Raw genomic sequence first — 21,438 nt, 5'->3', positions numbered from 1 at the left:
AGTCTTAACTGGGCGAATAGTTGCAAGGTATAGACCCGAAACCCGGTGATCTAGCCATGGGCAGGTTGAAGGTTGAGTAACATCAACTGGAGGACCGAACCCACTAACGTTGAAAAGTTAGGGGATGACCTGTGGTTAGGAGTGAAAGGCTAATCAAACCGGGAGATAGCTGGTTCTCCCCGAAATCTATTTAGGTAGAGCCTCGGACGAATACTTACGGGGGTAGAGCACTGTTAAGGCTAGGGGGTCATCCCGACTTACCAACCCTTTGCAAACTCCGAATACCGTAAAGTAATATCCGGGAGACACACGGCGGGTGCTAACGTCCGTCGTGAAGAGGGAAACAACCCAGACCGCCAGCTAAGGTCCCAAAGTCATAGTTAAGTGGGAAACGATGTGGAAAGGCCCAGACAGCCAGGAGGTTGGCTTAGAAGCAGCCATCCTTTAAAGAAAGCGTAATAGCTCACTGGTCGAGTCGGTCTGCGCGGAAGATGTAACGGGGCTAAACTATGCACCGAAGCTGCGGATTCAGAATTTATTCTGAGTGGTAGGGGAGCGTTCTGTAAGCGGTTGAAGGTGTACCGGGAGGTATGCTGGACGTATCAGAAGTGCGAATGCTGACATGAGTAACGATAATGCGGGTGAAAAACCCGCACGCCGGAAGACCAAGGGTTCCTATCCCATGTTAATCAGGGTAGGGTAAGTCGACCCCTAAGGCGAGGCCGAAAGGCGTAGTCGATGGGAAACGGATTAATATTTCCGTACTTGGTATAATTGCGATGGGGGGACGGAGCAGGCTAAGCAAGCATGGCGATGGTAGTCCATGTGAAAGTGTGTAGGCTAGTGACTTAGGTAAATCCGGGTTGCTGTTAGGCTGAGACACGAGACGAGTCACTACGGTGATGAAGTTGCTGATGCCATACTTCCAGGAAAAGCCTCTAAGCTTCAGATTATACCGAATCGTACCCCAAACCGACACAGGTGGTCAGGTAGAGAATACTAAGGCGCTTGAGAGAACTCGGGTGAAGGAACTAGGCAAAATCGTACCGTAACTTCGGGAGAAGGTACGCTCCGATTGGTGATGAGACTTGCTCTCTAAGCTGATTGGAGCCGCAGTGACCAGGTGGCTGGGACTGTTTATTAAAAACACAGCACTGTGCAAAATCGCAAGATGACGTATACGGTGTGACACCTGCCCGGTGCCGGAAGGTTAATTGATGGGGTTATCTTCGGAGAAGCTCTTGATCGAAGCCCCGGTAAACGGCGGCCGTAACTATAACGGTCCTAAGGTAGCGAAATTCCTTGTCGGGTAAGTTCCGACCTGCACGAATGGTGTAACCATGGCCACGCTGTCTCCACCCGAGACTCAGTGAAATTGAAATCGCAGTGAAGATGCTGTGTACCCGCGGCTAGACGGAAAGACCCCGTGAACCTTTACTACAGCTTGGCACTGAACATTGAACCTACATGTGTAGGATAGGTGGGAGACTTTGAAGCAGAGACGCTAGTTTTTGTGGAGTCGTCCTTGAAATACCACCCTTGTAGTTTTGATGTTCTAACGTTGGCCCCTGAATCGGGGTTACGGACAGTGCCTGGTGGGTAGTTTGACTGGGGCGGTCTCCTCCCAAAGAGTAACGGAGGAGCACGAAGGTTGGCTAAGTACGGTCGGACATCGTACGGTTAGTGTAATGGTAGAAGCCAGCTTAACTGCGAGACAGACACGTCGAGCAGGTACGAAAGTAGGTCATAGTGATCCGGTGGTTCTGAATGGAAGGGCCATCGCTCAACGGATAAAAGGTACTCCGGGGATAACAGGCTGATACCGCCCAAGAGTTCATATCGACGGCGGTGTTTGGCACCTCGATGTCGGCTCATCACATCCTGGGGCTGAAGTCGGTCCCAAGGGTATGGCTGTTCGCCATTTAAAGTGGTACGCGAGCTGGGTTTAGAACGTCGTGAGACAGTTCGGTCCCTATCTGCCGTGGGCGTTTGAGAATTGAGAGGGGTTGCTCCTAGTACGAGAGGACCGGAGTGAACGAACCGCTGGTGTTCGGGTTGTCATGCCAATGGCATTGCCCGGTAGCTACGTTCGGAACTGATAAGCGCTGAAAGCATCTAAGCGCGAAGCAGGCCTCGAGATGAGTTCTCACTAGACTTTTAAAGTCTCTGAAGGGCCGTTGAAGACTACAACGTTGATAGGCAAGATGTGGAAGTGGTGTGAGCCATTAAGCTAACTTGTACTAATTACCCGTGAGGCTTAACCATACAACGCCAAACGCGTTTTATGTGATAGTGAAACAAGCGAAGAAGTTAATAGACTAAAGTAGATTACTGAAAACTTTTATTATCAGAAATTCCAAATTTTAGTTAGTGCGTAGCGATACGGACTGACACCAAATTTGCTTGGTGACAATAGCGTTTTGGACCCACCTGACCCCATGCCGAACTCAGTAGTGAAACGAAACAGCGCCGATGATAGTGTAGCATTTGTTATGTGAAAGTAGGTCATTACCAGGCTCCAAATAGTAGAAAGCCCGATTCGAAAGAGTCGGGCTTTTTTACGTCTGAAGAAAAGTGAAAGTATTAGCCGTCAGCCGTCAGCTATCAGTTGCACTGCGTTAATCAGACAACCGTAGCGTGGGTTGAGTATCACGAATCCCAAGGATAAAAGAACACGAAGAACACGACATAGGATGAGAGCGTAGCATTTGTTATGTGGCTCTCTCCATCGCTGTGGGCACTAAGACATTCTACTGCGTTGTCGCTACGAAGTAGCGCACCGACTCCAAATACAAGAAAGCCCGACTCGAAAGAGCCGGGCTTTTTTACGTCTGCAGAAAAGTGAAAAACAAATGTAAAAGGTTAAAGGTATTAGGCTAAAGGAAGATAATTGATCAGAGCCGATTCCAGGACATACTACTTTGCTGTCGCTTCGAAGTAGCACACCGACTCCAAATGTAAGAGAAGTGCAAAGCATTCGGCTTTAGGTAAAATAAGCCCTGCTTTACGCTGACCTCCTATTAACTTCTCTTGTATGGTGATCCTCGTTATATAAAGTTAATAGATCCTTAAATAAAGCCTTATAGATTACATAACTATGTTTTACTTGAAAAAGAATTTATAAAGCCCAAAATGAAATTAGGTATTCTTATTAAATTGAGCTGTTTATGTCATTACTACTAACGTCACCTAAGTACGAGCAATGGACCTATTTGTCAAAACAAATAAAAGGGTATGAAGAACAAGCAGTTCATGCTACCGGCGCAGACCTTTACACGCTGATGCAGCGTGCCGCGGAGGCTGTTTTTTGCTGTTGGAAAACCTTTAATGCAAAACAAACGTTAGTTATTACAGGTAATGGAAATAATGCCGGAGATGGTTATGAGGTAGCTCGGTTAATCAAACAAGCAGATCGGCATGTAGTTGTTTGCGCGATTAATCCGAATAAAGCCTTATCCGGAGATGCAGCAAAAGCACAAAAGCAATGGATTGATGCCGGTGGTGAAATTTGTAACTTTAGCGCTGATGCACTCGATGAGTGTGATGTGATAATTGATGCATTACTCGGTACTGGTCTTGAGAATACGGTACGCGATAATGTTGCTACTATTATTAAAGCGGTAAATGAAAGCACTAAACCAATACTGAGTATTGATGTGCCGTCAGGTATTAATGCAGATACAGGCTGTCCTCAAGGAACAGCCATTATGGCCACCAAAACAATGACATTAGTTGGGATAAAGCAAGGACTCACCACGACTAAAGGAAAGCAGCATGCCGGGCAGTTGTATTTCGACGAGTTAGGTATTGGCGAGCAATTTATGAAACTAGCCACCCCTTCTGCTCAGATTATCAATATAGACAGCTTTAAACCTTTGCCTGAGCGCTCAGTGAGCAGCCATAAAGGTAGTCATGGAAAATTATTATGTATAGGAGGAAACCACGGCTCTGCAGGAGCTATTAGATTAAGTGCTGAAAGTGGATTAAGGTCTGGTGCTGGAATGGTAAAAGTGTATACTCATGAACATGCCGTTTTACCTGTGAGCATCGGGCGACCAGAACTTATGGTAACTAGTGAACACTTGGATGATGCCCTAGCATGGTCAACGTGTGTAGTTATCGGTCCAGGTTTAGGCCAAGATGAATGGGCCCAAAAAACCTTTGAGCAGGCAATCCGTTATTGCCAGCAAAACAATATCCCTACTGTTATTGATGCAGACGCCTTAAACTTATTAGCTAAGCAATCATCTTCTCATAAATTAAATAATACCGTGCTAACGCCTCATCCTGCAGAGGCTGCACGGTTATTAAACTTAACTACCTCTGAGGTTGAGTCTGATCGTTTTTATTATGCTCGACAATGTGCGACCAACTTCGCAGCGACCTCTATTTTAAAGGGCGCAGGTACGCTAATCGATAATACCGAGCATACTTGGATATGTGAAAATGGTAACCCTGGTTTGGCTGTAGGAGGAAGTGGTGATGTGCTTAGTGGTATAATTGGGGCATTAATGGCTCAAGGATTAAATACCAGTGAGGCAGCATGTTATGGCGTTGTGTTACATGCAAAGGCGGGTGATAGAGCCTGTGAACAATCAGGGCAAAGAGGAATGTTAGCCAGTGATTTATTTGCGCATGTAAGAGCACTGATCAATCATAAATAGTAAAAGCAGCAATGACTGGCTGTGCCAGCTAATGTCTTCGCTGCTTGTTTTGGCTACTATCTGTGAAGCTCACCAGCTCTTTCAGGCTGATAAGTAACTTCTTTGATGTTTACTGTTACTAATCCACCGCCAGGCTTTGGCCATTCAATTTGATCACCTTGTGAAAGGCCAAGTAATGCACTACCTACAGGGGCTAAGATTGATATTTTGTCGCCAATTGAATCAATATTTTTTGGGTAAACAAGCGTTAAAGTAAACTCTTCGCCTGTAGATTCAACAACAAAGTTCACAGTTGAATTCATGGTTACCACGGTTGCGGGAACTTCGTGCGGCTCAACTATGCTGGCTCGTGCAAGTTCTGCTTCAAGTTCTTTTTCACCCGCAAAGCTGTTTGCAGGCAACGACTCCATTAGTGTGTACAACCTATCTGCATCCAGCGATGAAATGATAATTTCAGGTTTTGTATTCAACTTAATATCCTTAATCATGTTAAATAAAATTTACTCTGGTATAGCTTGCAGGAACTCAGTTGCATTGGAATACACTGAGTTAATTTTATTGTTGTTTAGTGAATTTATTTTATCTCTATTGCTAAAAACCCAGCCGAAGCTGGGTTTTTATTTGAGCTAAGTGTTTAGGGGATGATTACATCATGCCGCCCATTCCACCCATGCCGCCCATGCCACCCATATCAGGTGCACCAGCTGCTTCTTCTTTAGGAATTTCAGCAACCATAGCCTCTGTAGTGATCATTAGACCAGCAATCGATCCTGCAAATTGTAATGCAGAGCGCGTTACTTTCGTTGGATCTAGGATACCCATTTCAATCATGTCGCTGTATTCGCCAGTGGCTGCATTGTAACCGTAGTTACCTTCTCCGCCTTTAACTGCGTTAATAACAACTGATGCTTCATCGCCTGCGTTTGTAACGATTTGACGAAGTGGTGCTTCCATCGCACGAAGTGCCACTTTAATACCGTGGTTTTGGTCTTCATTGTCGCCAAGTAGCTCAACTAGCTTGCTAGCAGCACGTACTAATGCAACACCACCACCTGGTACTACACCTTCTTCAACCGCTGCGCGAGTTGCATGTAATGCATCTTCAACACGGTCTTTTTTCTCTTTCATTTCAATTTCAGTAGCGGCACCTACTTTGATTACAGCAACACCGCCAGCTAACTTAGCCATGCGCTCTTGTAGCTTTTCTTTATCGTAGTCTGAAGTCGCTTCTTCAATTTGTGCTTTGATTTGAGCAACACGACCGTTGATACCGTCTTCTTCACCAGCACCATCAATGATTGTTGTATCATCTTTAGTGATTACTACGCGCTTAGCTGTACCTAAGTCTTCAACTGTTGCTTTTTCAAGTTCAAGGCCGATTTCTTCAGAAATTACAGTACCGCCAGTTAATACCGCGATATCCTGTAGCATTGCTTTACGACGATCGCCAAAGCCAGGTGCTTTAACCGCTGATACTTTTACAATACCACGCATGTTATTCACTACTAGTGTCGCTAACGCTTCACCTTCAAGGTCTTCTGCGATGATAAGTAGAGGCTTGCTTGCTTTTGCAACCGCTTCTAATGTTGGTAATAATTCACGGATGTTAGATATTTTTTTATCTACAAGTAAGATAAATGGGTTATCTAGTTCAACTGCGCCTTTTTCAGCGTTGTTGATGAAGTATGGAGATAAGTAACCACGGTCAAACTGCATGCCTTCTACAACATCTAGTTCGTTTTCAAGTGATTGACCTTCTTCAACCGTGATAACACCAGTATTACGGCCTACTTTTTCCATTGCATCAGCAATAATTTCACCAATCTCTTTATCAGAGTTAGCTGAAATAGTACCTACTTGTGCAATTGCTTTAGTATCAGAACATGGGACAGAAAGAGCTTTAAGTTCTGCTGTTGCAGCAATGATTGCTTTATCAATACCGCGCTTAAGATCCATTGGGTTCATACCCGCAGCAACTGCTTTAAGACCTTCGTTAACAATAGATTGAGCAAGCACGGTTGCGGTAGTGGTACCGTCACCAGCAGCATCATTTGCTTTAGACGCTACTTCTTTAACCATTTGTGCGCCCATGTTTTCAAACTTGTCTTCAAGTTCGATTTCTTTAGCTACAGATACACCATCTTTAGTGATTACTGGAGAGCCAAATGATTTGTCTAGTACAACGTTACGACCTTTAGGGCCCAATGTTACTTTTACTGCGTTTGCTAAAATGTTTACGCCAGTTAGCATTTTTGCACGTGCGTCGCCTGCAAACAGTACTTCTTTTGCTGCCATGTTTAATTTCCTCTAAATTCTTAAAATGTGTGTTAAACGAAAAGTAGGTTTAGCCTACAATGCCTAAAATATTATCTTCACGCATGATCAGGTATTCTTGACCTTCGATCTTTTCAGTTTTTTCAACATATGAGCCAAATAACACAGTGTCACCGGCTTTCACTTCTAACGCGCGAACGTCACCATTTTCTAAAACGCGACCATTACCTACGGCAACAACTTCTCCACGAGTTGATTTTTCAGCTGCAGAGCCAGTTAATACAATACCGCCAGCAGACTTGGTTTCTTCTTCTAGACGCTTGATGATTACGCGATCTTGTAAAGGACGAATGTTCATGTTTTTAGTTCTCCTAACAGTTTCTGAACAGTACAGAAAAAAGTGTATCTAATTTGCTTTAATTAATGGGGGTAGAGTGAAAAATTCCAAGAGAAAAAATGATAAATTTTTAATCTTTTCGCTCGTATTCACCATCTATAGTATTGGGACGGTTTTCATCTTGCTCATGATGCATTGATTGATGAGGTTGTGAAAATCCTGAAGTACCCGTTTGGTGCATACTAGCGCTCATTCTCACCGTTGCCTGGCTGGCAAGTCCTGCGGCTAATTTATTGCGAATAGCTGGAGTAAGAAGCAGTAAGCCAAATACATCCGTCATAATGCCGGGTGTTAATAAAAGTACGCCAGCAATAATCACGCAAATACCAGTAAACAACTCTTTAGCCGGCATTTGCCCTTGAGCCATTTGCACTTGTACGTTTTGTAGTGCGCCCATTCCTTGCTGTTTCACCATTTTCGCACCCACAATCGCGGTTAGTACTACCAAAGCGATTGTTGCAAAGCTACCTATAACGTCACTAACCTGAATTAGTAAAGCAATTTCAATAATAGGGATGATGATAAACAGTAAAAATAAAATTCTAAACATAAGACTCTCTAAAAATGACACTCATTAAGGTGCTAATGAAATATAAGTGAGGGTTGTCGGGTCTATTTTCAAGCTAATAAGAGTAAGTAATCAACTCTAATGTTAGTAAAATTATAGCTAGTGGGTTTAAGTCACTTGACTGCAAAGACCCAAAATGTTGGCAGAGTTCGTGTCTACACATTATACCCGCTATCAGCTACTATGGGGCTAGACCCCCATAAACAAGTAAAGGTTCACTATGACAACGCAATTTAAACTTATTTTTACCACTTGCAAAGATAACGATGAAGCCCGTTTATTGGCTATGGCGCTAATAGAAAAGAAACTAGCCGCTTGTGTAAATATTTTACCGGCCATGAGTTCTATTTACATATGGGAAGGTGAAGTAGCTGAAGCAACAGAAGTGAAGCTACTAATTAAAACCAAAGCTGACAAAATGAACGATGTATTTTTAACCTTAAAAGATCTTCACAGCTACGAAGTACCAGAAATACAAGTTGTTGATGTGGCAACGGGGAACTTGGCTTACTTTAATTGGATGGATGAGGTACTTCATTAATGCGCTTTATTTTATTTTTTTTATTAAGTGTTTTAATGGCGCCTGCTTGGGCAACACAAAATACCCTTGAAGATTTTCTCAAACCTACTCAGCATATATTTTTACCAGTCAATGAAGCGTTTGTATTTGATTTTGACCAGCAAGGCAGTACGTTATTTGTTGGTTGGGATATCGCTGATGACTATTATCTGTATAAAGACAAAATAGAAATTATTGCCAAAGGTGCCAGCATTGATGTGCCTGAGTTGGGCTCTGGTGAAATAATTGAAGATGAGTTTTTTGGCAAAACTGAGGTGTTTTTTAATTCTCTCAGTATTATCAGCAAGCTGAGTAATATCAGTGAAGATGGCGTTGTTAAGGTGCGTTATCAGGGCTGTGCAAAAGCAGGGCTGTGTTATCCACCTGAAATTATTAGCATTCCATTAAGTGTATTGGCAAGTGAAACTAATACTAATGAAAATACTGCAGCAAGTAGTGCATTTACGGCACTTAGCCAACCTGCAGAAAAACCAGTAACTGCAGCAACACCCGAGAAAAAACTCACTTTTACAGAGCAGTTAGCCAGCCAAAGCTTAATGGTTAATTTAGCTATATTTTTTGCTGTGGGCGTAGGTTTGGCATTTACACCCTGTGTATTTCCGATGTTTCCTATTTTATCTAGCTTAATTGCGGGTCAAAAGAACCTGTCTACCAAAAAAGCATTTGCCCTATCATTCGTTTATATTCAAGGCATGGCGGTTACCTATGCCGCATTAGGGCTTGTGGTTGCTGCGTTAGGTGGGCAAGTGCAAGGCTATTTACAGCATCCATATGTATTAATTAGCTTTAGCTTATTGTTTGTACTGCTGGCTATGTCGATGTTTGGTTGGTACGAAATAAAGTTACCCAGCGGCATGATGAACAAGCTAACCCAAGTGAGCAACAACCAAAAAGGCGGTAACTATATTGGGGTGTTCTTGATGGGGGTTTTATCAGGGCTTATTGCATCTCCTTGCACTACAGCGCCTTTATCAGCCGCATTATTATTTGTGGCACAAAGCGGCGATTACCTAGTAGGCGGGCTAACACTTTATGTACTTAGCCTAGGAATGGGTTTACCGTTGTTACTCCTTGGTACATCGGGAGGTAAGTTATTACCGAAAGCTGGCGGATGGATGGAACAAGTTAAAACCTTATTTGGTTTTATTATGTTAGTTGTGCCACTTATTTTGCTAGAGCGCATTATAGATATTGAAATTATTATGCTTATGGCAGGCTTATTAGCTATCGCCACAGCGCTTTATTTCCATTATTGGCAAAGCGCCCAAACTCAAGGCAAATTAAAAACCTTATTGTGGGTTATGGCTGTTTTATTGATGCTTACTGGCTTTAATTTAACCAAAAACTATTTTTGGCCAACACAAGCTGTGAGTTTACAAACAACCTCGCAAAGCAATGAGTTTAAACACGTTGCCAATTTAGCCGAGCTTAAACAAGCCGTATCACAAGCAAATAGCGAAGGGCGCATGGTTATGGTGGACTTATACGCTGACTGGTGTGTAGCGTGTAAAGAGTTTGAGCATTACACATTTCCTGACCCGCAAGTGCAAAGTGAGTTTAGCCATTATCAACTGATTCAAATTGACTTAACCCAAAGTGATAATGAAACAATTGAGCTAATGGAAGCATATTCAGTGTTTGGTTTACCGAGTATTTTATTCTTCAATACTGAAGGTGAAGAGTTAAGTACACAACGTGTAACTGGCTTTTTAAATGCAGATGATTTTGCTAAGCACCTAGCTGCAGTGCGTGCCAGCGCTGAATAACCATTCTTTATGGCACAACATGATTGGTAATGTTGTGCCACTATTCTCCCCTTAAGATAGTCCCCGAAATAGAGATTAGACCAGTATTTTGCTGCTATTTACTTCGAAATCACTATAATAGTTGGTTAACGTGAGAAATTGTTGCTATCTTACTTTTTTCTGCTTACTTTTTAGAGAAAAACTAGTTGGTAACCGCTTAACTCATTACTTATAGGATATATCGCGTATTATGGCTGCAAAATTAAAGATTTTAGTTATAAATGGCCCAAATTTAAACATGCTAGGAAAGCGTGAACCTGATAAGTACGGTTCGCATTCTTTAGAGCATATTATGAGCGAGTTAAACAGCGCTGCTAATAGTTTAGGTGTGGAGTTAACGCATCTTCAAAGTAATAGTGAACAAGCGCTCATTGAACGCATTCATGATGCTTGGCAAGCGGTTGATTACATAATAATTAACCCTGCAGCATTTACGCACACAAGCGTCGCATTACGTGATGCATTGCTAAGCGTTGATATTCCGTTTTTTGAAGTGCACTTAAGTAATGTGCATGCACGTGAAACGTTTCGCCATCATTCTTATTTTTCTGATGTGGCGCAAGGCGTTATTTGTGGATTAGGTGCAATGGGTTATCACGCTGCTTTAAATGCAGCAGTCAGCCGATTGCAAAACTCAAACTAAATTTAAACTAACAAACTAATAGGCGGGCCGTTTATGGATATTCGCAAGATCAAAAAACTAATTGAATTAGTAGAAGAATCAGGTATTGCAGAACTAGAAATCACTGAAGGTGAAGAATCAGTACGTATTAACCGTAATAACATGAGTGCCGGTCCTGCGTACGCGCAATTCGCACCTCAACAATACGCCCCAGCAGCACCTGCTCCAGCCGCGACTGCACCATCAGCACCTGCAGCCGTAGAGTCTGAAGCATCTGCAGGCCCTACAGGTCATCAAGTTAAATCACCTATGGTAGGTTCTTTTTACGCAGCAGCTTCTCCAGAAGCACCAGCATATGTTGAAGTGGGCTCTCAGGTTAAAGTTGGCGACACGCTATGTATCGTTGAAGCAATGAAAATGATGAACCAAATTGAGTCAGATAAAGCCGGTACAGTAAAAGCTATCTTAGTAGAAAACGGCGAGCCAGTAGAATTTGATCAACCTTTATTCATCATTGAATAATAGCGCAACGTAAAAGGCCAACTCTCATGTTAGATAAAGTAGTCATTGCAAACCGAGGTGAAATTGCACTTCGTATATTGCGCGCCTGCAAAGAGCTTGGGATCAAAACGGTTGCTGTGCATTCAACGGCGGATCGCGATCTTAAGCACGTATTACTAGCAGATGAAACCATCTGTATTGGTAAACCAGCAGCAACTGAAAGTTACTTAGACATCCCACGCATTATTGCCGCAGCAGAAATTACTGATGCAGTCGCTATCCACCCAGGTTATGGTTTTCTTGCTGAAAATGCAGACTTTGCAGACCAAGTTGAGCAAAGTGGCTTTGTATTTATCGGTCCTCGTGGCGATACTATTCGTCTAATGGGCGATAAAGTATCGGCAATCGAAGCGATGCGTAAAGCGGGTGTTCCTTGTGTACCTGGCTCTGATGGTCCGGTATCGGATGATAAAGAACGCAACATGCAAATTGCTAAGCGTATTGGTTACCCGGTAATTATTAAAGCAGCTGGCGGTGGCGGTGGCCGTGGTATGCGTGTTGTTCGCAACGAAGCTGAGTTAATCAATTCAATTGCGCTAACCCAACAAGAAGCGAAACAGTTCTTTGGCAACAGCATGGTTTACATGGAGAAATTCCTTGAAAACCCACGCCACATCGAAGTACAAGTATTGGCCGACGGTCAAGGCAATGCGGTTCACTTAGGTGAGCGTGATTGTTCAATGCAACGTCGCCACCAAAAAGTAGTGGAAGAGGCGCCAGCACCAGGGATTACTGCAGAAGTACGTAAGTTCATTGGTGAGCGTTGTACACGCGCATGTATCGAAATTGGTTATCGTGGTGCGGGGACGTTTGAGTTCTTATACGAGAACGGTGAATTTTACTTCATTGAAATGAACACCCGTATTCAGGTTGAGCACCCAGTAACTGAAATGGTCACCGGTGTTGATTTAATCAAAGAGCAATTAAAAATTGCCGCTGGTCAGCCTTTATCATTCACTCAAGAAGATGTGGTTATTCGTGGCCATGCTATTGAGTGTCGTATTAATGCTGAAGACCCAGAAACCTTTATTCCATCACCTGGTAAAATTACCCGTTTTCATCCAGCTGGTGGTTTAGGTATTCGTTGGGACAGTCATATTTACGCTGACTACACCGTTCCTCCACATTACGATTCTATGATTGGTAAGCTGATCACTTACGGTGAAAACCGTGATGTCGCTATCGCCCGAGCACGTAATGCACTTAATGAACTCGTTATCGATGGTATTAAAACCAACACCCCACTGCATAAACGTATTCTTGCAGATGAAAACTTCAAAAATGGTGGCACAAATATCCACTACCTTGAGAAGAAATTAGGACTGTAAAGTCCATGCTAATTAAAAACCGGCTTAAGCCGGTTTTTTTATCTTTAAAAAAGAGGCAGTATCACCTTAAATAAATAATCTGGTATGATTAACAAATATGCGCTTTTCGTAAATTTTGAGGTAATCATGTCGTGTAGTTTTAATTTTCATTTAGTCGATGAAAATGCCACTGTTGCTATGGGAAATAAATTAGCTGCCATAATAGAGCAGGGCGCAGTTATTTATTTGCATGGTGACTTAGGGGCCGGTAAAACGACATTTACTCGCGGTATAGTGCAAGGTTTTGGTCATACAGGTAAGGTTAAAAGTCCCACCTATACACTTGTTGAACCCTACGAGCTTGTACGTGGTAATGTTTATCATTTTGACTTATATCGATTAGGTGACCCAGAAGAGCTTGAATTTATGGGGATTCGCGATTATTTTTCAGAAACGGCAACTTGTATAGTTGAGTGGCCGGAAAAAGGCGGCGAATTTATTCCTGTTCCCGATCTAAATGCTACGCTAAGTTATGTAGGTGATGAGCGTAAAATTGTTATTAACAGTGCGAGTGAGCGTGGTGTAGCAATTGTCAAAAAACTAAATAATAGATAATAAAATAGTTAAGGCAGTGATTATCAAAATGAGTCGTGGTTTAGTTAAACTTTTTATTTACCTCATGGTTTTTACAGTGAGCTTGCCATTGTGGGCGCAAAACACTATTAATAGTGTGCGTGTCTGGCCATCACCTGATAGCACTCGGGTGGTGTTTGATCTCGATGATAAACCCGACTTCAGTTACTTTATGCTAAAAAACCCAAGTCGTTTAGTGGTTGATTTAGAAAACACTGATGAATTAAAAACATTGCCAGGTGTGCCACCAAAACATCAAATTGTTAGCAAGTTACGTTACTCAAAACCTAAAAATAAACGCAGCGTGCGTTTAGTGTTTGAATTAAATGGGCCAGTTAAACCGGTTATATTTGCACTTGCCCCCACAGGCCCTTATAAAAATAGGCTAGTAGTCGATTTATACGGTAAAAGCCAAGCTAAAAGTGCAATTACCCCAGCGCAAACGGCGGCTAAAAAACGCCAGTTAAGCCAAGAGCGCGATATTGTAATTGCTATTGATGCAGGCCATGGTGGTGAAGACCCAGGTTCCATTGGCCCATCAGGTACTTACGAAAAAGACATCACTTTGCAAATTGCCAAGCGTTTAGAGCGCATGATTGATGCTGAGCGCGGTATGATTTCGCGTATGGTTCGCAGTGGCGATTACTTTGTTAAACTTAATACACGAACTAATCGCGCTCGCCAGAAAAAAGCCGATTTTTTTGTCTCTATTCATGCAGATGCGTTTACCAGTCCGGGACCCAATGGTGCTTCTGTATGGGTGTTGTCGCTGCGACGTGCCAATTCGGAAATTGGTAAATGGATTGAGGATAAAGAAAAACACTCAGAGTTACTTGGCGGTGCTGCCGATGTAATTAAAGATGCTGCAAATGAAAAGTACTTAGCACAAGCCTTGCTTGATATGTCGATGGATCATTCCATGAAAACAGGGCTAAGTGTTGCAGATGAAGTGATAAAAGAATTAAAAAAAGTAGCAAAAATGCACAAAAAGGCACCGCAACATGCCAGCCTTGCTGTATTGAAGTCGCCAGATATTCCGTCTATTTTGGTTGAAACTGGGTTTATCTCTAACCCTCGTGAAGAACGACTACTAAAAAGCGCCAATCACCAAGAGCGTTTGGCAAAAGCGATGTTTACCTCAATTAAAAATTACTATTTACGCAACCCGCCTGACGACTCACTGTTTGCGTCATTAAAGTCTCAATACCCAACAAAACACAAGGTACGTCCGGGGGAGTCACTGAGTATGTTGGCTGGTCGATATGGCGTTAGTATTAGTAAAATAAAACAGGTTAATAAGCTCAGTTCAAATACGCTATTTATTGGCCAGGAACTTGATATTCCTCAGAGTTAATTTTAAAAGCGCACAACATTTAAGGTTTTTATGAGTATTGAAATATTACCTGCGCGCTTGGCAAACCAAATTGCGGCGGGTGAAGTTGTTGAGCGTCCCGCGTCGGTGGTTAAAGAGTTAGTAGAAAATAGCCTAGATGCAGGTGCGACACGTATTCAAATAGATATTGAACGCGGTGGTCATAAGCTGATTCGAATTCGTGATAATGGTTCAGGCATTGCAAAAGAGGAGCTCACATTAGCGCTTTCTCGCCATGCTACCAGTAAACTAAAGTCGCTCGATGACTTAGAAAATATTTGCTCTTTAGGCTTTAGAGGCGAAGCTCTCGCGTCTATTAGCTCGGTATCTCGCTTAACCTTAAGCTCTAAGCCCGAACAGCAAGAAGCCGCTTGGCAAGCCTTTGCGCAAGGCAGAGATATGGCCGTAGAGGTAAAGCCTGTGGCACATCCCAGCGGTACCACAATTGAAGTAAAAGATTTATTTTTTAATACCCCAGCACGGCGCAAGTTTTTACGTACCGAAAAAACTGAGTTTAGCCATATTGATGAGCTTATAAAGCGGATTGCACTGAGTCGCTTTGACGTATCAATTACGTTAACCCATAACGCAAAAGTGGTGCGTCAGTACCGTCCTAAAACCGAACCTGCTCAAGCTATTACACGAGTTGCCCAAGTTGCGGGTAAAGCGTTTGCAGAACAGGGACTGCATATTCAATCCGGTGAAGCAGGGCTGCAACTACATGGTTGGGTGCTCCCTGTTGGCTCGGCTAATACTACACAGTACACCTATGTAAATAATCGTATGATGCGCGATAAACTTATTTTGCACGCTATTCGCCAAGCATTTGAAGAAGTCAGCGGTGAGCAAGAGTTACCCGGGTTTGTGATTTATATTGATATAGATCCACGTCAAGTAGATGTGAACGTACATCCTGCTAAACATGAGGTGCGCTTTCATCAAGGGCGCTTAGTACACGACTTTATTTTGCAAGCGATAAAACAAGTTGTTGTGCCCCTGCAAGCTGAGTTTTCAAGCTCCAGTGAAGCTAATGATAATAGCCCACCGGTGGCTGCATTTAATGCACACAATGCTACCAGTAGTGAACCGTTTGATTACCCTAAGTCGTCATTACAGCCTAGTCGGTCATCTTCAGCGCATAGCACTACTTATAGTGGTGCAACTCAAGGTACAGGTAATCAACAACGTGCTGAAAGTCGAAATTACCATGACGTAAATGCGTTTTATCAAGGTGTGAGTGAGCAGCAAGCACATCACTTTGATAATCCAGCACCATTTGTGCAATCAGATGAGACTCAAGTATCAGATACAGCGCTTCGTACTGTCGATATAATAACCATTGAACAGGGTGCTTGTGTGTTTAATGATGAGAACCAACTTTATTGTTCACACTTTAAATATGCGCTAGCGGATGATTGGCTTGCACAAATTAAAGAGCAAGGCAGCCTTGAGGGCAAAGCATTGTTATTACCCGTACGGGTTAATGTCTCAAAACAAGATATCGAACTGCTGGCTACGCAACAATCATGGTTTACTTTGCTTGGCTTTGAACTTTTAATTGAAAAACAATTTGTTATGGTTAAGAAGTTGCCTGTTTGCTTGTACTTACTTGACGTGAGTACCGCGGTAGATGCCTTACTTGATGGGTGTAAAGCTCAGTTAGAAAGTATTGATCAGTGGCTAGCGTGGCAGGTAAATGTAATACCTACACGGTTCTATGCCAGTAAAGCCTTTGCAGTACAGCAAACTCGCTTACAAAATAATGCGCAAACAATTGAACGTTTACGTGAAAAAGCAGTTAAAATAGATCTAAAGTCTTATCTAGCGCAATTTAATTAGGGTATTCGTGTTGAGTAATTTACCGGTCATATTTTTAATGGGCCCCACCGCTGCTGGTAAAACAGCATTGGCAATTTCACTGTGTGAGCATTTAAATACTGAAATTATCAGCGTTGATTCGGCACTGGTTTATAAAGGTATGGATATTGGTACCGCTAAACCGGATGCCGACGAACTAGCACGTGCACCCCATCACCTAATTGACTTACTCGACCCAAGCGAAACCTATTCAGTAGCTGATTTTAGACGCGATGCGATAGAAAAAATTGATAAATTTCATCAACAAGGTAAAGTGCCTGTACTGGTTGGAGGTACAATGATGTACTTTAAAGCCCTTATTGATGGATTATCCCCTCTACCAGAGGCTGATGAGCAGATAAGAGCTGAGCTTGAAGTACAGGCGAAACAGTACGGTTGGCCACATTTATATCAAGAGCTATTAAAAGTAGATCCACAAGCTGCGAAAAAGATGAGTGAAAATGATTCACAACGAATTAATCGCGCTTTAGAGGTTTACCGTATAACAGGTAAAACAATGACTGAATTGCAAAAGCAAAAACAGCCACCTTTACCTTATACTTTTCATCAATTTGCTATTGCTCCAGATGATCGTAAAGAGTTACATCAGCGAATTGCAGAAAGGTTTAAAATAATGATTGAACAGGGGTTTGAAAAAGAAGTTTCGACCCTATATCTACGTGAGGATTTACATCCCAATATGCCTTCTATTCGTTGTGTAGGTTATAGACAGATGTGGGATTACCTTGCGGGTGAAATAGACCATGATGAAATGGTTTTTCGCGGTATTGCTGCCACTCGTCAATTGGCTAAGCGTCAATTAACGTGGTTAAGAAGTTGGCCTGACGTTACGTGGTTAACAACCGGTGATGAAGAAAACTTGCATCGTGTAGTAAGTTCGCTAAGCTAGTAGTAGCTGGACAAAATTTAGCTTTATTAAATTAGTTCAGCCACTTAATTATAATAACACCTAGAACGAAGGAATAATAACATGGCAAAAGGCCAATCGTTACAAGACCCATTTTTAAATGCATTACGCCGCGAGCGCATTCCAGTATCAATCTTTTTGGTAAATGGCATAAAATTACAAGGTAAAATTCAGTCATTTGACCAATTTGTAATTTTACTGGAAAACACTGTTAATCAAATGGTGTATAAACATGCAATTTCAACAGTTGTACCTGCACGCGCAGTCAACTTCCAAGGTGTACAGGGAAATGAAGACACTGAAGAAACTGAACCAGGAAACTTTTAAATTAGGAGCGTAATGCTTGTTTGACCGCTATGAATCTGGCGAACAGGCAATTTTAGTCCATATCGACCTACCTAAAGATGGGGATCGCGAAGATCTTCATGAATTAGAAATGTTGGTATCTTCTGCTGGTGTTAGTAGTTTGGCGGTTGTGCAAGGCAGCCGTCAAGCACCACATCCCAAGCTATTTGTCGGTACCGGCAAAGCGGAAGAAATAGCTGAAATTGTCAAAATCCACAATGCCGATGTTGTCATTTTTAACCATCAGTTGAGTCCGTCTCAAGAACGCAATTTAGAGCGTGTTTGCCAATGTCGGGTACTTGATAGAACAACACTTATTCTTGATATTTTTGCTCAGCGTGCCCGTACTCATGAAGGTAAGCTTCAGGTTGAGTTGGCGCAGCTTCGTCACATGTCTACACGTTTAATTCGTGGTTGGACCCACCTTGAGCGCCAAAAAGGGGGGATAGGCTTACGTGGTCCGGGTGAAACGCAGCTAGAAACCGATCGACGTTTATTGCGCGCACGTATTAAAAATATTCGTGCACGACTAGCGAAAGTGGCTGTACAGCGTGAGCAAGGTCGACGTGCTCGTACGCGCAATGAAATTCCAACAGTGTCGCTGGTGGGTTACACTAATGCCGGAAAATCAACACTGTTTAATTATATTACCGATTCAGATGTATATGCAGCCGATCAGCTATTCGCCACACTAGATCCAACACTGCGTAAACTCGATATTGGTGATGTAGGTTCTGTTATTTTAGCCGATACTGTAGGGTTTATTCGACACTTACCGCATGATTTGGTAGCTGCATTTAAAGCAACTCTGACCGAGACGCGTGAAGCCGATTTACAACTGCATGTGATAGATGTAGCTGATCCTCGCCGAAAAGAAAATATTGAACAGGTACAAGAAGTCCTCAAAGAAATTGAAGCTGACGAGGTACCGCAGTTATTAGTTTATAACAAAATTGATGCGCTGGATGAGGTAACGCCACGTATTGATCGTGATGACGAGGGCCAACCTATAAGGGTATGGCTATCTGCAAAAACTGGCGAAGGCTGTGAATTACTTAGTGAAGCTATTAGCGATTTACTCGCTAAGCAAATGCTTAATGAAACGTTATTACTCGCACCACAATATGGGCGTTTAAGAGCATCACTATTTAATTTAAGTGCAGTACACAATGAGCGGTTTGATGAACAAGGTAATTGGTTGCTTGATGTACGATTGCCTATGATTGAGTGGAACCGTTTAATTAAAGATTTTGGTCCTGAAATTGAAAGTTTTATTAGCTGAGATTAAAAACTGCAAGATTAATGTCGGTTTTAGTATAAGAAACGCAGAAGATTTGTTAGATTTAACACAATTTCCGAATTTATTTAGATAACAATGGAGTATAGCTATGGCCTGGAATGAACCGGGTAATAATGGCAATGACAAAGATCCGTGGAATAACAAAGGCGGACGTGATCAAGGCCCACCTGATTTAGACGAGGTGTTCCGTAAATTCAGTAACAAGTTTAACGGCTTATTTGGCGGTAAAAAATCCGGCAATGGTAGCGGCGGTGGACTTGGCGGAGCCGGTATTTCATTTGTACTTATTATCGCTGCAATTGTATGGGCGTTAAGCGGTATTTATACGGTGAAAGAAGCTGAGCGCGGCGTCGTTCTTCAATTTGGTAAGTTTGACCGAATTGCAGATCCTGGCTTGCGTTGGAAAATGACCTTTGTTGAAACGGTTATTCCAGTCGATATCGAAGCTGTTCGCTCGTTATCAGCATCAGGTTTTATGCTAACCGAAGATGAAAACGTAGTAAGCGTTGAATTTGAAGTACAGTATCGAGTAATCGACCCTTACTTGTACAAGTTTAGTGTCACTAACGCTGACAGCAGCCTTGAAGAAGCATTAGATAGTGCGCTGCGTTATGTTGTTGGCCATTCAAAAATGGACCAAGTACTGACAAACGGCCGTGAAGTTGTACGTCAAAATACTTGGGATGAGCTAAATCAAATCATCGAACCTTACAACTTAGGTTTAATCGTAACTGACGTTAACTTCAAGGACTCTCGTCCACCAATGGAAGTTAAAGATGCGTTTGATGATGCAATTGCGGCCCAAGAGGATGAGCAACGCTTTATTCGTGAAGCAGAAGCGTATGCCCGTGAAATTGAACCGCGTGCGCGTGGTCAAGTGACTCGTATGACGCAAGAAGCTGAAGGTTACCAAGAACGTATTACTTTAGAAGCGCAAGGTGAAGTGGCCCGTTTTGAGAAATTACTTCCAGAATACCAAGCAGCTAAAGAAGTAACACGTGAGCGTTTATACATAGACACGATGCAAGAAGTGCTAGGTAATAGCTCTAAAGTGTTGGTTGATGTTAAAGGTGGCAACAACATGATGTACCTACCACTTGATAAAATCATGGAAAAACAGGGTTCATCAACACGTATTGCTTTACCTAGCTCAAGCGATATAAACGATTTACGTAACAAGGTAAATACGTCACGCAACAGCACTGTTAATAGTGGTAACGATCGCTTTAACAATGATCGCTTTAACGACGGGAGATAAGCGCAATGAAAAACTTTAGTTTAGTAATCCTATTAGCCGCCATTGTGATGTCTTTTTCGTCGGTGTTCGTGGTCTCTGAAGGGCAAAAGGCGATTGTACTTTTATTTAGTAAAGTGCAAAAAGACAGCGATGATGAAGCTGTAGTTTATGGCCCGGGTTTACACTTAAAAGTCCCATTTTTTAGCCAAGTACGTCGTATTGATGCACGTATTCAAACACTAGATGGCACACCAGATCGCTTTGTAACTAGCGAGAAAAAAGACTTAATCGTTGATTCGTTTGTAAAATGGCGCGTAAACGATTTTAGTTCTTTTTACCTGCGTGCACGTGGTGACAAGCAATATGCTGAAACACTGCTTAAGCAAAAAGTAAATAATGGCCTACGTACTAACTTTGGTACGCGTACTATTCGTGAAATTGTATCTGGTGAGCGTAGCGAGCTGATGGAAGAAGCGTTAGTACAAGCATCTGAAAGTGCTAGTGAGCTGGGTATTGAAGTACTTGATGTGCGTGTTAAGCAAATTAACTTACCACAAGAGGTGAGTAGCTCTATTTACCAACGTATGCGCGCTGAGCGTACTGCAGTTGCTAAAGAACACCGCTCTGAAGGTCAGGAAAAAGCAGAAACAATTCGTGCAGGCGTTGACCGTCGCGTAACAGTAATGCTTGCCGACGCCGAACGTAATGCTCGTTCTGTTCGTGGTCAAGGTGATGCTGACGCTGCTGCGATTTACGCTAGTGCTTATAATAAAGACCCTGAGTTCTTTAGCTTTGTTCGCTCTTTAGAAGCTTACAAGCAAACTTTCAAAGGAAAGCAAGACGTGATGGTGTTATCACCGGATAGCGACTTCTTCCAATACATGAAAGGCGCGAAAGCTCAGTAATCATAGCTTTAGTTAAACTTGAAAGCCCTGCAATTGCAGGGCTTTTTGTTATCTGATTTTTAAGTTTATAAATGACTGTTATT

The 21,438-nt window shown here is 42.5% G+C and carries 18 protein-coding genes and 2 rRNA genes (1 of these 20 only partly in view); 16 read left to right on the top strand and 4 right to left on the bottom strand.

Features of this window, described 5'->3' with window-relative positions; all coding sequences use genetic code 11:
* The 3 genes from FHG08_RS02135 to FHG08_RS02125 all read left to right on the top strand — a co-directional run.
* Window positions 1-2,265: ribosomal RNA gene (locus FHG08_RS02135) — 23S ribosomal RNA — on the top strand; it begins 620 nt to the left of the window's first position.
* A 137-nt stretch (window positions 2,266-2,402) separates the two neighbouring features.
* Window positions 2,403-2,517: ribosomal RNA gene (gene rrf, locus FHG08_RS02130) — 5S ribosomal RNA — on the top strand.
* A gap of 650 nt (window positions 2,518-3,167) precedes the next feature.
* Entirely contained in the window at window positions 3,168-4,664 is a 1,497-nt protein-coding gene (locus tag FHG08_RS02125) for an NAD(P)H-hydrate dehydratase (protein WP_138604971.1), read from the top strand.
* A gap of 56 nt (window positions 4,665-4,720) precedes the next feature.
* Here FHG08_RS02125 and rnk read toward each other — a convergent pair whose 3' ends face one another.
* The 4 genes from rnk to FHG08_RS02105 form a co-directional block, all read right to left on the bottom strand.
* Window positions 4,721-5,134, bottom strand: a complete 414-nt coding sequence (gene rnk, locus FHG08_RS02120) for a nucleoside diphosphate kinase regulator (RefSeq protein WP_138604970.1) — start codon at window positions 5,132-5,134, stop codon at window positions 4,721-4,723.
* A gap of 175 nt (window positions 5,135-5,309) precedes the next feature.
* Window positions 5,310-6,959 carry a chaperonin GroEL gene (groL, locus tag FHG08_RS02115; protein ID WP_054202663.1) on the bottom strand — a complete coding sequence of 550 codons (1,650 nt, stop codon included), beginning with the start codon at window positions 6,957-6,959 and terminating at the stop codon, window positions 5,310-5,312.
* A 49-nt stretch (window positions 6,960-7,008) separates the two neighbouring features.
* On the bottom strand, window positions 7,009-7,296 hold the full coding sequence (locus FHG08_RS02110) for a co-chaperone GroES (protein WP_008113511.1): 288 nt from the start codon (window positions 7,294-7,296) through the stop codon (window positions 7,009-7,011).
* A 109-nt stretch (window positions 7,297-7,405) separates the two neighbouring features.
* On the bottom strand, window positions 7,406-7,885 hold the full coding sequence (locus FHG08_RS02105) for an FxsA family protein (protein WP_178956683.1): 480 nt from the start codon (window positions 7,883-7,885) through the stop codon (window positions 7,406-7,408).
* A 238-nt stretch (window positions 7,886-8,123) separates the two neighbouring features.
* On the opposite strand from FHG08_RS02105, the gene cutA reads away from it, so the two are divergent.
* The 13 genes from cutA (at window position 8,124) to hflC (ending at window position 21,355) form a co-directional block, all read left to right on the top strand.
* Window positions 8,124-8,444, top strand: coding sequence for a divalent-cation tolerance protein CutA (gene cutA / locus FHG08_RS02100; protein ID WP_010391672.1), 321 nt, complete (start codon window positions 8,124-8,126; stop codon window positions 8,442-8,444).
* Window positions 8,444-10,249 carry a protein-disulfide reductase DsbD gene (locus tag FHG08_RS02095; protein WP_178956682.1) on the top strand — a complete coding sequence of 602 codons (1,806 nt, stop codon included), beginning with the start codon at window positions 8,444-8,446 and terminating at the stop codon, window positions 10,247-10,249. The genes cutA and FHG08_RS02095 overlap by 1 nt, the downstream gene beginning before the upstream one ends.
* Before the next feature lie 229 nt (window positions 10,250-10,478).
* Window positions 10,479-10,931: a type II 3-dehydroquinate dehydratase gene (aroQ, locus tag FHG08_RS02090; protein WP_178956681.1), complete on the top strand. Its 453-nt coding sequence runs from the start codon at window positions 10,479-10,481 to the stop codon at window positions 10,929-10,931.
* 33 nt (window positions 10,932-10,964) lie between these two features.
* On the top strand, window positions 10,965-11,432 hold the full coding sequence (gene accB, locus FHG08_RS02085; protein ID WP_178956680.1) for an acetyl-CoA carboxylase biotin carboxyl carrier protein: 468 nt from the start codon (window positions 10,965-10,967) through the stop codon (window positions 11,430-11,432).
* 26 nt (window positions 11,433-11,458) lie between these two features.
* Window positions 11,459-12,799, top strand: coding sequence for an acetyl-CoA carboxylase biotin carboxylase subunit (accC, locus tag FHG08_RS02080; RefSeq protein WP_008113500.1), 1,341 nt, complete (start codon window positions 11,459-11,461; stop codon window positions 12,797-12,799).
* 126 nt (window positions 12,800-12,925) lie between these two features.
* The gene (gene tsaE, locus FHG08_RS02075; RefSeq protein WP_021033095.1) at window positions 12,926-13,393 is read left to right on the top strand and encodes a tRNA (adenosine(37)-N6)-threonylcarbamoyltransferase complex ATPase subunit type 1 TsaE; all 468 of its coding nucleotides are present in this window, start codon (window positions 12,926-12,928) and stop codon (window positions 13,391-13,393) included.
* A 28-nt stretch (window positions 13,394-13,421) separates the two neighbouring features.
* Entirely contained in the window at window positions 13,422-14,765 is a 1,344-nt protein-coding gene (locus FHG08_RS02070; RefSeq protein WP_178956679.1) for an N-acetylmuramoyl-L-alanine amidase, read from the top strand.
* A gap of 30 nt (window positions 14,766-14,795) precedes the next feature.
* Entirely contained in the window at window positions 14,796-16,622 is a 1,827-nt protein-coding gene (gene mutL, locus FHG08_RS02065) for a DNA mismatch repair endonuclease MutL (protein ID WP_178956678.1), read from the top strand.
* A 10-nt stretch (window positions 16,623-16,632) separates the two neighbouring features.
* Window positions 16,633-17,550: a tRNA (adenosine(37)-N6)-dimethylallyltransferase MiaA gene (miaA, locus tag FHG08_RS02060; protein ID WP_054202670.1), complete on the top strand. Its 918-nt coding sequence runs from the start codon at window positions 16,633-16,635 to the stop codon at window positions 17,548-17,550.
* A gap of 81 nt (window positions 17,551-17,631) precedes the next feature.
* A complete protein-coding gene (gene hfq / locus FHG08_RS02055) occupies window positions 17,632-17,895 on the top strand; it encodes an RNA chaperone Hfq (RefSeq protein ID WP_008113494.1) in 264 nt (87 codons plus the stop codon).
* A gap of 16 nt (window positions 17,896-17,911) precedes the next feature.
* Complete coding sequence (gene hflX / locus FHG08_RS02050; protein ID WP_010391685.1) at window positions 17,912-19,195, top strand: ribosome rescue GTPase HflX; 1,284 nt, start codon at window positions 17,912-17,914, stop codon at window positions 19,193-19,195.
* A gap of 106 nt (window positions 19,196-19,301) precedes the next feature.
* Complete coding sequence (hflK, locus tag FHG08_RS02045; protein ID WP_010391686.1) at window positions 19,302-20,471, top strand: FtsH protease activity modulator HflK; 1,170 nt, start codon at window positions 19,302-19,304, stop codon at window positions 20,469-20,471.
* A gap of 5 nt (window positions 20,472-20,476) precedes the next feature.
* Window positions 20,477-21,355: a protease modulator HflC gene (hflC, locus tag FHG08_RS02040; protein WP_010391687.1), complete on the top strand. Its 879-nt coding sequence runs from the start codon at window positions 20,477-20,479 to the stop codon at window positions 21,353-21,355.
* Window positions 21,356-21,438 lie beyond the last annotated feature (83 nt).

The organism is Pseudoalteromonas sp. Scap03 (assembly GCF_013393115.1).
In the GTDB taxonomy this organism is placed as follows: Bacteria; Pseudomonadota; Gammaproteobacteria; order Enterobacterales; family Alteromonadaceae; genus Pseudoalteromonas.
The sequence above is the reverse complement of the archived record's forward strand: the minus strand, read 5'-3'. Positions and strand labels throughout refer to the sequence as shown.